The organism is Streptomyces sp. LBL (assembly GCF_029893585.1).
Taxonomy (GTDB): domain Bacteria; phylum Actinomycetota; class Actinomycetes; order Streptomycetales; family Streptomycetaceae; genus Streptomyces.
Map to the genome: position 1 here is coordinate 21,459 of NZ_JARXYX010000035.1, position 13,318 is coordinate 34,776.

At 71.1% G+C, this 13,318-nt stretch carries 10 protein-coding genes; 4 read left to right on the forward strand and 6 right to left on the reverse strand.

Going from position 1 to position 13,318, the window contains the following annotated elements:
* Positions 1–217 precede the first annotated feature (217 nt).
* A complete protein-coding gene (locus M2271_RS33840; protein WP_280891243.1) occupies positions 218–865 on the reverse strand; it encodes a TetR family transcriptional regulator in 648 nt (215 codons plus the stop codon).
* 122 nt (positions 866–987) lie between these two features.
* Here M2271_RS33840 and M2271_RS33845 point away from each other — a divergent pair, with 122 nt between their 5' ends.
* The 3 genes from M2271_RS33845 (at position 988) to M2271_RS33855 (ending at position 5,158) form a co-directional block, all read left to right on the forward strand.
* On the forward strand, positions 988–1,734 hold the full coding sequence (locus tag M2271_RS33845) for a VOC family protein (RefSeq protein WP_280891244.1): 747 nt from the start codon (positions 988–990) through the stop codon (positions 1,732–1,734).
* A gap of 317 nt (positions 1,735–2,051) precedes the next feature.
* Positions 2,052–4,445, forward strand: coding sequence for a PQQ-binding-like beta-propeller repeat protein (locus tag M2271_RS33850; protein WP_280891245.1), 2,394 nt, complete (start codon positions 2,052–2,054; stop codon positions 4,443–4,445).
* Positions 4,446–4,531: 86 nt separating this feature from the next.
* Positions 4,532–5,158, forward strand: coding sequence for a hypothetical protein (locus M2271_RS33855; protein ID WP_280891246.1), 627 nt, complete (start codon positions 4,532–4,534; stop codon positions 5,156–5,158).
* Positions 5,159–5,262: 104 nt separating this feature from the next.
* Here M2271_RS33855 and M2271_RS33860 read toward each other — a convergent pair whose 3' ends face one another.
* From M2271_RS33860 to M2271_RS33870, 3 genes are read right to left on the reverse strand one after another with little or no spacing between them, the layout of a single operon-like run.
* Positions 5,263–6,042, reverse strand: coding sequence for an enoyl-CoA hydratase/isomerase family protein (locus tag M2271_RS33860; protein ID WP_280891247.1), 780 nt, complete (start codon positions 6,040–6,042; stop codon positions 5,263–5,265).
* Positions 6,039–6,458, reverse strand: a complete 420-nt coding sequence (locus tag M2271_RS33865) for an OB-fold domain-containing protein (protein WP_280891248.1) — start codon at positions 6,456–6,458, stop codon at positions 6,039–6,041. Before M2271_RS33865 ends, M2271_RS33860 begins: the two co-directional genes overlap by 4 nt.
* A 9-nt stretch (positions 6,459–6,467) precedes the next feature.
* The gene (locus tag M2271_RS33870; protein ID WP_280891249.1) at positions 6,468–7,616 is read right to left on the reverse strand and encodes a lipid-transfer protein; all 1,149 of its coding nucleotides are present in this window, start codon (positions 7,614–7,616) and stop codon (positions 6,468–6,470) included.
* 156 nt (positions 7,617–7,772) lie between these two features.
* Here M2271_RS33870 and M2271_RS33875 point away from each other — a divergent pair, with 156 nt between their 5' ends.
* On the forward strand, positions 7,773–9,353 hold the full coding sequence (locus M2271_RS33875; RefSeq protein WP_280891250.1) for a FadD3 family acyl-CoA ligase: 1,581 nt from the start codon (positions 7,773–7,775) through the stop codon (positions 9,351–9,353).
* A gap of 154 nt (positions 9,354–9,507) precedes the next feature.
* On the opposite strand, the gene M2271_RS33880 is transcribed toward M2271_RS33875, so the two are convergent.
* Both M2271_RS33880 and M2271_RS33885 read right to left on the reverse strand, forming a co-directional pair.
* On the reverse strand, positions 9,508–9,753 hold the full coding sequence (locus M2271_RS33880; protein WP_280891251.1) for a hypothetical protein: 246 nt from the start codon (positions 9,751–9,753) through the stop codon (positions 9,508–9,510).
* 201 nt (positions 9,754–9,954) lie between these two features.
* Entirely contained in the window at positions 9,955–12,885 is a 2,931-nt protein-coding gene (locus tag M2271_RS33885) for a BTAD domain-containing putative transcriptional regulator (protein WP_280891317.1), read from the reverse strand.
* Positions 12,886–13,318 lie beyond the last annotated feature (433 nt).

Consider the following 13,318-nt stretch of genomic DNA (forward strand, 5'->3'; position numbering starts at 1 on the left):
GGTGAGCACGCCGGACCAGGCAGGCAGGCAGGCAGGCAGGCAGGCAGACAGACAGGCTGCGGGGGCAGGAAGCCCGCCCGCCTGGCAGCCCGGCGCCCCGCCCCGGGGTGAAAAACGCTTCGGAGAACGCCGCGGGCGGTAGTCCACCCGAGTGAACTTGACCCGAGTGAACTACCGCCCGCCAGACAGGACTTGGGGACCGTATAAAGGATGTGGGTTACTTCGTCGGCTTCTTCCCGGTCACACCGAGGTGCACCAACAGCGCAAGGTTCGGCTTGAGTTCGGCCTGCTTCACACCCCAGGTCTGGAAGCCCTTCTGGTGCGAGGCGACGGCCGCGAGCATCGCGACGATCGAACCGGCGATGGCGGCCGGGTTCACGTCCTTGTCGACCTTTCCCTTGGACTGCAACTCGGTGACCGCGTCCACGAGGGAGTTGTTCACCGAGTTCAGAATTTTCATACGGAGCTTGTAGAACCGTTTGTCGCCCTCGGCGGCCCCGAGATCGACGACCCGGAGGATGGCATCGTGCCTGCGCCAGAACTCCAGGAACCCGTCGACAAGTTCCTGGGCGGTCTGCCAGCCGGCCTTGCCGACCCAGGAGCGGCCGGCGAGGAGCTCGGTCAATCCGGCGCCCTCCGCGGCCATTTGCTCGGCGATCTCCAGGACGGCGCCCTCGACGTCCGGGAAGTACTGGTAGAAGGTCGCGGGTGAAGTCCCCGCCTTCCGGGCGACATCGATGACTTTGACGTCCCGGTAAGGGGAGGAGCTGAGCATCTCGCTGAGGCAGTCGAGCAGCTTCTGCCGGGTCGCCTGCCCACGCCGGCCGGCCACGCGGCCGTCGACGGTACGCACTTGTCCTGTCATGACGTCAGCTTACCGAGGGGTGATGGGAGCGCGATTCAGCCGACTGCAAATGGGGTGCGCGGGGGTTCAGAGGCTGGTGTGCCTGGTCTGCGGGGTGTGGGCGACACGGTTACGTTGGCGACATGGCCGAAAACAGGGCATCGGGGTACGGAGAGGACGTCTACGGAGAGGGCGTCCCCTGCTGGGTGGACGCGCAGCTTCCGGACGTCGAGGCGGGCAAGCGGTTCTACGGTGAGCTCTTCGGGTGGACCTTCGACGACCCACAGGCGGCGTACGGCGGCTCCGTGTGGGCCCGTCGCGAGGGGGCACCCGTCGCCGCGCTCGCCCGCAAGCCGGACGGCCGGCTGCCCACCGTCTGGACGGTGTACTTCGCCACCCCGGACGTCGAGGGCCTCGCCGACCGGGTCTGGGCGGCCGGCGGCCAGGTCATCACCGCGCCCGTGCCGGTCGGCGAGCTGGGCGCGACCGCGCTGGTCACCGACGCCGAGGGCGCCGTCTTCGGCCTCTGGCAGCCGGGCACCCACGCCGGCTTCGGCAGACGGCACGAGCCGGGAACCTTCGCCTGGGCGGAGCTGTACGCCCGGGACACCGAGACCGCCAACACCTTCTACGGCGGCCTCTTCCATGACGCCCTCTTCGGACCGGAAGCGCGCCCCGACTTCGGGCGCGCGCTCGTCTCCGACGTCTTCCCGGCCGAGATGCCGCCGCACTTCCTCGTCCACTTCGCAGTGGAGGACTGCGAGGCCGTTCTCGGTACGGTGAACCGGCTCGGCGGACGGGTCCAGGTGCCTCCCTTCGAGGCGTCGTACGGAAAGGCGGCCGTCGTCACGGACGATCAGGGGGCGTCCTTCGCGATCCTGGAGCGGTGACTGGGCCGGACTGGGCGGGACCGAGTGGTGACGGAGCCGGACTGAGCGGTGACTGGCGGGACTGAGTGGTGACTGGGCGGGACCGAGAGGTGACAGAGCGATGGGTGGGCGTGGGATGGGTGATGGCTGAGTGATGGTCGGCCGATGAGCAATCCTGTATTGATGTGAGACACCCCATTTTGTCCTCGGGTTCGCCAGCAGCGCCCCGGCCAGGAAGAATCGGGGTGCGTGCCGCCATGGCGGTGCGGTGGTGAGACGCTGCACGGGGTCGCGTACATATCCAGGTGGCGCGGCTCGTACGGGGAGGTGGCAGGCAAGTGGTGGATCAGCTGACGCAGCACGATCCGCGGCGGATCGGGCCGTTCGAGGTGCTGGGACGGCTGGGCGCCGGCGGCATGGGGCTGGTCTATCTCGCGCGCTCGGCGTCCGGTCGGCGCGTGGCGATCAAGACGGTCCGGACGGAACTCGCCGAGGACCAGCTCTTCCGCGTCCGCTTCACCCGGGAGGTGGAGGCGGCCCGCGCGGTCTCCGGCTTCTACACGGCGGCCGTGGTCGACGCCGATCCCCGGGCGGCCGTGCCGTGGCTGGCCACCGCGTACGTGCCCGCGCCCTCGCTCGAGGAGATAGTGAACGAGTGCGGGCCGATGCCCGCCCAGGCGGTGCGCTGGTTCGCAGCGGGTGTCGCCGAGGCGCTGCAGTCGATCCACGGCGCCGGGCTGGTGCACAGGGACTTGAAGCCGTCCAACGTGCTGGTGGTCGAGGACGGGCCCCGGGTGATCGACTTCGGTATCGCCTCCGGGGTCTCGAACACACGTCTGACGATGACGAACGTCGCCGTCGGTACGCCCGCCTACATGTCTCCGGAGCAGGCCAAGGACTCTCGCAGCGTCACCGGCGCGAGCGACGTGTTCTCGCTCGGCTCCATGCTGGTCTTCGCCGCCACCGGACACCCGCCCTTCCACGGCGCCAACCCGGTCGAGACGGTCTTCATGCTGCTCCGCGAGGGCCCCGACCTCGAAGGCCTCCCCGACGAGCTGCGCCCGCTCATCGAGTCCTGCATGCAGATGGACGCCACGGCCCGCCCCAACCCGGCCGACCTCCAGGCCCAGCTCGCCCCCCACCTCTACGGCTCCGGCTCCGACGACAGCGGTACGGCGTCGGCGTGGCTGCCCGAGCGGGCGGTGAGCCTGATCGAGACCCGCCGCGGCGGCCGTACGGTGGTGCAGTCCGCGCAGGCGGGCGGCCGCAACGGGGGCGGCCGTCCCGTCCCGCTGCCGCCCCCGCCGTCCCACGACCCCGTCGTCCCGGCACCCGGCCCTGGCCTGGTGCCGTCCCCGCTGTCCGCGCCGCCCGTGTCCGTCGGCGGCCCCGACACCGGCCCGGTACGCCTCGCGGGCGCCGAGGTGCCGATCGGGCCCGGCCCGCGCGTCGCCGACGCCCGCGCCGCCGCCGTGAAGGCGCCCCCGCCGGAGGCCGGCCTGGTCGCCTCCTGGACCAAGCCCCGCCCTGGCGTCAACGGCACAGACGCTGCCGTAGGCCCTGCCGTACCGTCCCCGTCGCCCGTGCCCGCGGAGAGCGCGAGCGGCTGGCGGCCCTGGCGTTTTCGCATGTCGAACGATGTCTGGGGCACCCCCTCGGTCGCCGGCGACCTGGTGTACGTCACCTCCTTCGAGGTGCACGCCCTCGATGTGGCCACCGGCCGGCGTCGTTTCAAGACGCGGGACGTGGCCTGGTCGATGGCGGTCGCCGACGGCCGTATCCACGCCTCCGACGGACCCACCCTGTTCGCCCTCGACGCCCGCGAGGGCGGCGACCTGTGGCGGCTGTCCACGGACGCCTGGGTGTACACCCTGAAGGCCGACCGGGGCACCGTGATCACCGGCACCCGCGGTGGCGGCGTCCAGGCCTGGGAGGCCTCGACCGGGCAGAAGCTGTGGGAGACCACCGGCTGCCAGACCGACTTCGAGTCCGCGGAGGCGGGACCGACCCTGCACGAGGGCACGGTGTACCTCTGGCAGGACGCCCGGCTGCGCGCCCTGGACGCCCGGACGGGTGACGAGCGCTGGTCGTATCCGATCGGCGACGCGGCCTCCTGTGGCGGCGTGCCGGTGCGGGTGGCACCGGCCCACGACGGCTTCGTCTACGTGTCCGCGGGGACGCGCGTGATGGCGCTCGACGCGGCCGGCGGCCACGTCCGCTGGCACTTCGAGGCGCCGGCGGTCTTCCTGTGCCCGCCGACCTTCGTCCCGGGCCCGGCCGTGACCGGCGGCGGCATCTACCTCGCCGACTACCTCGGCACGGTCTACGCCCTCGACGCCACCGACGGCCGGGACCGCTGGCGCATCGCCACCGAGGGCCGCTCGTCCGTCGACTCGGTCCTGGTGGCCGCCGGGCACGTGCACGTGGGCAGCGGCAAGGGCCTCTACACCCTGGACGCCGTCACCGGCACCCCGAAGTGGCGCTTCCAGGCGGGCGGCGACATCGTCGGCGCCCCCGCGGTGGCGGAGGGACGCATCCACTTCGGCTCCACCGACCACCTGCTGTACACCCTGAAAGCCGACGACGGCCGCCTGCGCTGGAAACTCGCCACCGGCGGCGAGATCACCGGCTCCCCCGTCGTGAAGGACGGGGTGGTGTACGCGTGCAGCAAGGACCGCTGCGTGTACGCGCTGGACGCGGAGAAGGGAACGGGGACGGCCCGGACCGTCTGAGGTCGGGTTGGGGCTGTCCGAGGTTCGGACCGCCTGAGTTTCGGACGCCCTGACCCGTGCGTCCGGACAGGCCCTAGAGTGATCGTATGCATGCACGGGGGCGCACACTCAAGTTCACGGCGGTACTGGCCTTGGTCGTACTCGCACTGACCGGCTTCTCGACGGGGCGTCACGGTCACCGAAGTGGCAGTGACAGTGGCGGCGGGGGCGGTTGCAGCAGCTCCAGCCAGGACCACGACAGTTCGTCGTCGTCCTCGTCGTCGTCCGGTGGGGGCTCCTATGGATCCGGTTCGGATGACGATTCGTACAGCGGCTCGTCCGAAGACAGCTACGGCAGTGGGAGTGGCGGCAACAGCGGGAGCAGCGGCGGGAGTTCGTATCAACGCCGTCCCACGTACCGGTCCACGCCGACCGCGTCCGGCACCGGCAGCAGCAAGCCGCTGAAGGACGGGACGGCCAGGCTGATCAGTTGTGCGACCGACACACGGCCCTACGCCACGGTCGAGATCACGAACCCGAACAACCGCGAGGCCGAGTTCCAGGCCCGGGTCACCTTCTACGACGCCGAGGGCACCCAGCTCCTCAAGAACTCCTCCAGTACGGTCACGGTGCCCGCGCAGGGCAAGGCGACCACCCGGGTGAAGCTCGGGGAGCGCTTCCTGACGTCGGTCGACCACTGCGCGGCGGAGCCGGAGGCCGAGGTCCGGGACTGAGGTCCGGGGTTCGAGGTCCGGGGTCTGCGGTTCGGGGGTTGAAGTACGGGGTCCGAGGTCGGGGCCGATCACCAGGCCTTCACCGCGCGCCGGCGCGTGAATCGCTAACGCAACCCGAACTCGCGTTGCCGCGCCCGGAACAGCTCCGCCTGTCGCTCACCCGGGAGGTTCCCGAGCGCGACAAGATGCGGCGCCTGCGCGAACCCCTGGGTCAGGGAAGCCTCCTTGGCGGCCCACAGGGCACGCACGGTGCCCTGGGTGGCCTCGGTCGGGTAACCCGCGATGACGGCGGCGGCGGTGGTTGCGGCCGTCAAGGCTTCGCCCGGCTCGGTGAGTTCGGTGACGAGCCCGATGTCGTACGCCCGTCGCGCGGACATCCGCTCGGCCGTCCCCATGAGCGCCGTCCGTGCCGCCTCTCCGTGCGGCATCATCTGCGCCATGAGGATGGCCTCGTACGCGCTGACCATGCCGTAGGTGGTGTGCGGGTCGAAGAAGGTGGCCGTCGTGTCCGCGACGAGGAAGTCGCTCTCGCCGAGCAGATAGAAGGCCCCGCCGCAGGCCGCCCCCCGCACGGCGGCGACGACCGGCTTCCACAGATCGTTGGACTTCGGCCCGATCCGCAGCAGCGGGTCGTCCGCCATGTAGGGGGAGTCCGGCTGTGGCACGACCGCGTCCCGGTCGATCCCGGTGCAGAAGGCCCGCTCCCCGCTGCCGCTGATCACGATCGCCCGTACGGAGTCGTCGAACCGCAACTGACGCCAGGCGTTCTGCAGTTCGCCGACCATTGCGAGGTCGATCGCGTTGAGCCGCTCGGGCCGGTCGAGGGTGACGACGGCGACGCCGGTGTCCTTGTCGGGGCTGATCCGGCTGACCTGAACGCTCATGTCCGCTCCAGGACCCACTGGGGAAGCCCGGTTGCGTGGTCGAAGACGAACTGCACCTTGGCGCCGATCCGGACGCGGTCCGGGTCGAAGGAGCCGAGAGGCGCCCCGGCCTCGGTGACCAGGTTTCCGACCAGCCGGATGCCGGGGGCGTCGGTCAGCTCCACGAGGATGACGTTGTAGGGCGCCTGCTCCGCGTAGTCGGGCAGGAGGGGCGGGTGGGGGACGACGTAGGACCAGATACGCCCCTGCCCGGACACCGGGCGCCAGTCGTTCGCGAACGACTGGCAGCGCGGGCAGCAGGGCCGGGGCGGGAAGCGGGGTTCGCCGCAGTCGGCGCAGGTCTGGACGCGGAGTTCACCCTGCGCGGCGTACGCCCAGAAGGGGGCGCCGTCGGCGTCGACGAGGGGCTCGAGCATCTCAACTCCTCAGGTCTTCAGCAGAAGGGCGGAGGTGGGGACGCCCTCCCCGGCGGTGACGAGGCAGGTCGAGGCGCCCGGCACCTGGGCCGTGCTCGTCCCCCGCAACTGCTTCACGCCCTCGTTGATGAGGTTGAAGCCATGGACGTACGCCTCGCTCAGCCCGCCGCCCCCGGTGTTCAGGGGCAGCCGCCCGCCGATCTCGAGGGCGCCGCCCTCGGTGAACGCCCCGCCTTCCCCTCTGCCGCAGAAGCCGTAGCCCTCCAGGGAGAGCGGCACCAGGGGGGTGAACGCGTCGTAGATCTGGGCGACGTCGACGTCCTGCGGGGTGAAGTCAGCGTGTTTCCACAGGTGTCGGGCGGCGCTCCAGGCGGGGCCGGTGAGGGGGTCGTCGTTCCAGTAGTTGACCATGCCGTGATGCTGGGCGGGCAGTCCCTGGGCGGCGGAGTGGACGTACACGGGTCTGCGCCGGCAGTCCCGCGCCCGCTCGGCGCTGACGACCACGCAGGCCAACGCCCCATCCGTCTCCAGGCAGTTGTCGAAGAGGCAGAGGGGCTCGCTGATCCAGCGGGCGGTCATGTACATCTCGCGGGTGAGGGGACGGTCGTACATCATCGCGGCGGGATTCTGGTTGGCCCGGTTGCGGCAGGCGAGGGCGACGTTGAAGAGGTGGTCGCGGGTGGCGCCGTACTCGTGCAGGTAGCGGCGGGCGAGCAGGGCGATCTCGTCGACGGGCCGGAGCAGGCCGAAGGGGCGCGTCCACTGGGCCGGAGTGGGCAGTTGGACGGCGGTGTTGGTCCAGGGCCGGGGTCCGGAGCCGCGTTTGCGTGACCGCCAGGCGACGCCGACGGTGGCCTGCCCGGCGGCGATCGCGGCCGCGAGGTGGGCGACGGTGGCGCAGGACCCACCGCCTCCGTAGGGGACGCGGCCGAAGAAGGTGAGGTCACCGAACCCGACGGTCTTCGCCAGCTCCACCTCGTCGGTCTCCTCCATCGTGTACGAGGCGAGCGCGTCGACCTCGCCGGGAGCGATTCCGGCGTCGTCGAGCGCGGCGAGAACGGCCCGGCAGGCAAGGGCCTTCTCCCCCTCCTCGAGCCGTTTGGCGAAGGCCGTCTGACCGATGCCGACGATCGCGGTGGCGTCCTTGAGTCCGGCCATGCTGGGTATACCTCCCCCTGGCGGTGCTTTGTAGTTGACGCTGCGTCAGCGAGTTGGCGACTGGGGCTTGGGCTTGGGCCTGGGCCTGGGCGGCTGACAGTGCGTCAGGTTACAGCTAATCTGACGGATAGTCAGCTCATCGGTCGGGAGGCTGTTGTGCGCGGAGACCTGGAGTGGGGCAGCGTTCCGAGGCTCGTCCGATTCGCGGCCGAGCGGTACGCGGACGTCGAGGCGGTGGTGGAAGGACGTACCCGGATCTCGTACGCCGAACTGGGCGCCCGCGTCGAGCGTGCCACGGCGGCCTGTATGGCGGGCGGCGTGTCTCCCGGCGACCGGGTCGCGATCTGGGCCCCGAACACCCTCGACTGGATCGTCTCCGCGCTGGGTGCGGTGTCGGCGGGTGCGGTGCTGGTTCCGCTGAACACGCGTTTCAAGGGAGCGGAGGCGGCGGACGTGCTGCGGCGCAGCGGGGCGCGGCTGCTGTTCGTGACGGGGACCTTCCTGGGAACGTCGTATCTGGCGTCACTGCGCAGGGCGGTCGCGGACGGGCCGGAGCTCCCGGAACTGCGGGACGTGGTGGTGCTGGCGGACGACGCCCCGGCGGACTTCCGTACCTGGAAGGAATTCCTGGCGAGCGGGGACGGAGTGGGCGAAAGGGAGGTGCGGGAACGCTCGTCGGCGGTGGAGGGATCCTGGGCGTCGGACATCGTCTACACCTCCGGTACGACGGGACGCCCCAAGGGTGCGGTGATCACCCACGCCCAGACCCTGCGGGCGTACGGGATCTGGAGCGACTTGGCGGGACTGCGGCAGGGCGACCGCTACCTGATCGTGAACCCCTTCTTCCACACCTTCGGGTACAAGGCCGGGGTGATCGCGTGCCTGATGCGGGGCGCGACGATGATTCCGCAGCCGGTGTTCAGCGTGGACACGGTGTTGGCGAACATCGCGGCGGAACGGGTGTCGGTCCTGCCGGGTCCGCCGACCCTGCACCAGTCGCTGCTGGACCACGCCTCGCGGGACGCGTACGACCTCTCGGCGCTGCGGCTGGTGGTCACGGGCGCGGCGGTGGTGCCGTTGCGGTTGGTGGAGCGCCTGCGCGGGGAGTTGGGCGTGGAAACCGTCCTGACGGCGTACGGCCTCTCGGAGGCGAGCGGCATCGTGACGATGTGCCGCCACGGCGACGACCCGTCGGTGATCGCGTCGACATCGGGGCGGGCGATACCCGGCACGGAGGTGCGGGTGGAGGACGCCGAGGGGAGGCCGGCCGAGGCCGGCGTACCCGGCGAGGTCCTGGTCCGCGGGTTCAACGTGATGCGGGGCTACTACGAGGACGAGGCGGCAACCGCGGAGGTACGGGGAGAGGACGGCTGGCTGCGGACGGGTGATGTCGGGGTGCTTGACGGGGCGGGCAACCTGCGCATCACCGACCGGATCAAGGACATGTTCATCGTCGGCGGCTTCAACGCGTACCCGGCGGAGATAGAGCAACTCCTGGGCCTCCACCCGGACGTGGCCGACGTAGCCGTCATCGGCGTCCCGGACGCCCGCCTGGGCGAGGTCGGCAGGGCGTACGTGGTCCGGCGGCCGGGGTCGGTGGTGACGGGGGACGACCTGATCGCCTGGGCCCGCCGTGAGATGGCGAACTACAAGGTGCCGAGGTCGGTGGAGTTCTTGGGCAACCTGCCTCGGAACGCGAGCGGGAAGGTGCAGAAGGGGGAGTTGCGGGGGAGTTGAAGGGGGGTGGGGTTCCGCGTCGGCCGGGTGGGCGTGTGCCGGGCTTGTTCAGTGGCCCGCGGCGAGCCGTGCGGGAAGCAAGGAAACACGCGTCGGCCGCGGTGGCTCCCCCTCCGCGCCACCGCGGCCGCGCTTCCCCGTCCAGGGTGGTCTGCTACTTCGACGGCTCGCTGGATGCGTGAGCGTCGCCGGTGGTGATCTTCTTGCCGGATGCGCCGGCTGCGTCGGCATTCGCCGGCTCGCTGGACGCGTGGGCGTCGGCCGGCTTGAGGGGCTCACTGGACGCGTGGGCGTCGAGGGTGTGGAGCTCCTCGCCGGATGCGTGGGCGTCGGTCGGCTTGAGGGGCTCGCTGGATGCGTGGGCGTCGGTCGGCTTCAGGGTGTCACTGGTGTCGGCCATGGCGAACAACTCCTGGTTGATATGCGTACGCGGTGGATGAGCCCGTTCGGCAGCTCCCCCGTGGGCGCCGAACGGGCATCGCAAGGCCGATCACCTTAATCGGTGCGGCCGAGCCCGAGTCGCCTGCCCCCCGACGCGACGAATCGGTACCTATGAGAGTGCCGTGCGGCGATAAACGATTGATGAACGACGGCGCGGGCCTCAGACGACCGCGGCGGGGCGCAACAGCGACCGGACGTCGTTCGCCTCGGGGGACCCCAGCGTCTCGAAGACGGCGAGGGCGTCGGTCCAGCACACCTGGGCTCGTCCGGTCTGCCCGATCGCGGCGAGCCCCCGGCCGAGGACCGTCAGGATGTTGGCCCTGCGCCACTCGCCGCCGATGCCGTGGAGTACGGCGAGCGCCTGCTCCGCCAGCTCGGCGGCCTGTGCTGCCCGGCGGTCGACCAGATGAACCTCGGCCAGCCGAAAGAGCGTCATGCCGTGCCAGAACTGCTGGCGGTTCTCGCGGAACGTGTCCAGGGCCTCGGTGAGCACGGTTCGTGCGCGATCGACGTGGCCGGCTCCCGTAAGAGCCAGGCCGAGCGCGTACTTGCCGTTCGCGAGCCGCAGGGCCAGGCCGGTGTCCGCCGCTTCGTAGAGCGCGATTCCCTGTTGGGCCAGTTCGACGGCGCTTGCGGTCCGCCCTGTCGCGAGGTGTACACGGGACAGATTGCAGAGCGCGGCTGCCTCGCCGGGCCTGTTGCTGTCCGCGCGGAACGCCTTCAGGGCCCAGGTCAGATGGTCTTCGGCGTCGCCGTGCCGGTTCTCGTAGAGCGCGATGATGCCCCGCTGGTTCGGTGCCTGGCTCGACGACACGGGGTCTCCCGTGGCGATCCCCAGCTCGAGCGCCCGGCGCGCCTCGGACTCCGACTCGGCGAAACGGCCGGAGAGGCTGTGGACATGGGTCAGCATGGTCCGCGCCCGGGCCTCCGCGAGAGCGTCGCCCGCGGACCGGGCCGACTCGCTGACGGCCGTGGCCGCCTGCGTGAACTGGTAGGAGTTCGCGCCGGACTCGCCGAGATCCACGGCAGCCATGAGCAGGTCCGCAGCACGTCGTGTCATGCCGACGGTGGCCGACTGCCGGGCGCAGGACAGGAGGCTGCCGGCCTCGGCGAACAACCAGTCGAGAGCGGCTTGTTGGGTGGTGAAGGCGAGACCCTTGTACGAGGTGTCCTCGAAGTGGTCGAGTACCCGTTCGCCGGGGCGCTCCAGGGCGTAGACCCCGGCCGCCGTAGCCAGATAGAAGTCCAGCAACCGCGACATCGCCGCCTCCGGCTCGCTGGGCGGCCGTTCGTCCCTCTCCGCGCATGCACGCGCGTAGAGCCGCACCAGGTCGTGGTACCGGTAGCGGCCGGGAGCCGCCGATTCCAGCAGTGAGGTGTCGACGAGGGATTCGAGGAGATCCTCCGTGTCCTTGGGCGGGAGGTCCAGGACCGCCGCGGCTGCGGCGAGCGAGATGTCCGGACCGTCGGCCAGGCCCAGCAGCCGGAAGGCGCGGGCCTGCGCCGGCTCCAGCGCGCCGTACCCCAGCTCGAACGTCGCTTTCACCGCCAGGTCGCCGGCCTGGAGTTCGTCCAGGCGGCGGCGTTCGTCGGCCAGCTTCGCCGCCAGGACCGAGACCGTCCAGGTCCGGCGGGCGGCCAGGCGGGACGCCGCGATCCGGATCGCGAGAGGGAGGAAACCGCAGGCCGCGACGACGTCCAGGGCGGCCTTCCGCTCCGACGCCACCCGTTCCTCGCCCACGATCTTCGTGAAGAGGGACAGCGCCTCGTCGGGGGACATCACGTCCAGGTCGACGAGGTGGGCGCCGGCCAGGTCGACCAGGCGGACGCGGGAGGTGATGAGGGCCGCACAGCCTCCCGTGCCGGGCAGCAACGGGCGTACCTGGGCCGCGTCCCGTGCGTTGTCCAGCAGGACCAGTACCCGGCGGCCGTCCATGACCGAGCGGTACAGCGCCGCCCGTTCCTCCAGGGAGTCGGGGATGGCGGAGTCGGACGTGCCCAGGGCGCGCAGGAAGGAGCCGAGGACCGTCTCCGGTTCCGCCGCTCTCGATCCCGCGCCCTGGAGGTCGACGTACAACTGGCCGTCGGGGAAGGCGCTCCGTGCCTGGTGGGCGACGTGTACCGCCAGTGTCGTCTTGCCGACGCCTCCGATGCCGGCCAGGGCCGAGACCGCCATCACCCGGCCCTCCGCGGACTCCAGCACCTCGCCGAGTTCCGTGACGAAGGCGGATCGTCCGGTGAAGTCGGGTACGGTCGCCGGAAGTTGGGCGGGACGGACCGGTACCGCAGCGGGCTCCGCCTTCGGGCCCGAGGGTTCCGCGAGGCCCGGGTCCGCCTGGAGGATGCGCTGCTGGAGTTCGCGCAGGCCGGGGCGCGGGTCCACACCGAGTTCGTCGGCCAGCAGCCGACGCGTGTCGGCGTACACCGCCAGGGCCTCCGCCTGCCGGCCGCTGCGGTACAGGGCAAGCATCAGGAGCTCACGCAGCCGTTCGCGCAAGGGGTGTGCGGCCGTCAGGGCGGTCAGCTCGGACACCGCCTCCGCGTGGCAGCCCTGCTCCAGGTCCATGTCCAGGCGGGTTTCGAGGAGTTGCAGCCGCCACTCCTCCAGCCGGACCCGCTGCGTCTCCGCGTACGGGCCCGGCACCCCCGCCAGCACCTCCCCGTCCCACTGGGCGAGCGCGCGGTCCAGCACGTCACGGGCCCGGCACAGGTCCCCGGCGTTCTTCGCCTTCTCCGCCTCGGTCGCCAGGTCCTGGGCGACGGTCAGATCCAGGGCGCCCTCGGGCAGCCCACGCACGGCGTATCCGCCGGACTCGCTCACCAGGACCCCGGGGCCCAGCACCTTGCGGAGACGGGAGGCGTACGTCCGTAGCGCCGCCAGGGCCTGCAAGGGCGACTCCTCGCCCCACAGTGCGTCGATCAGTTCGGCGGCGGTCGCGGTGCGGCCCTCGCGCAGCAGCAGGGCGGCCAGCAGGGCGCGTTGCTGGGGGGAGCCGGTGCTCAGTGGCTCCTCGCCACGCCAGGCGCGCACCGGGCCGAGCACGCTGAAACGCAGCAGCACCCGCTGCGTCGCCGTCTCGGCCTCAGCCACAGCTTCTACTTCCGCTACCGCCTCGGCCTCCGCCACACCTTCGGTCTCCGTCACAGCTTCCGCTACCGCCTCGGCGTGCGTCACAGCTTCGGCTCCCTGAGCCACCGCCTCAGCTTCCGTCACCGCCTCCGCCTCGGTCTTCGCCTCCGCCTCCACCACGGAGGCGGGACGCCGCTGCTCCGGTACGCGCGGTACCTCCGGCGCCTCCGGTACCTCCGGCACTCGCGGTCCACCGTCCATCGCCGTCGTCCCCCTAGGGCCTGTTTACAACCCCGCCAGTTTGCCTTGTTCACGGCAGATGCGTCAGCTGTGGAGAGCGCGATCACTGGTCGGCTCACGGGATATCACAAGGCCCTCACCCCCTCTTCGCACACACCCGCCCAGGAATCACCACAAGCGCTCCCACAACCGACCCCCACGTACACAGCTGACG

Bases quoted from the DNA above. Each gene is read 5' to 3' on its own strand.
- M2271_RS33865 (WP_280891248.1), bottom strand. From the start codon at position 6,458: ATGCTCGAGCCCCTCGTCGACGCCGACGGCGCCCCCTTCTGGGCGTAC.
- M2271_RS33855 (WP_280891246.1), top strand. From the start codon at position 4,532: ATGCATGCACGGGGGCGCACACTCAAGTTCACGGCGGTACTGGCCTTG.
- M2271_RS33870 (WP_280891249.1), bottom strand. From the start codon at position 7,616: ATGGCCGGACTCAAGGACGCCACCGCGATCGTCGGCATCGGTCAGACG.
- M2271_RS33845 (WP_280891244.1), top strand. From the start codon at position 988: ATGGCCGAAAACAGGGCATCGGGGTACGGAGAGGACGTCTACGGAGAG.
- M2271_RS33880 (WP_280891251.1), bottom strand. From the start codon at position 9,753: ATGGCCGACACCAGTGACACCCTGAAGCCGACCGACGCCCACGCATCC.
- M2271_RS33860 (WP_280891247.1), bottom strand. From the start codon at position 6,042: ATGAGCGTTCAGGTCAGCCGGATCAGCCCCGACAAGGACACCGGCGTC.
- M2271_RS33840 (WP_280891243.1), bottom strand. From the start codon at position 865: ATGACAGGACAAGTGCGTACCGTCGACGGCCGCGTGGCCGGCCGGCGT.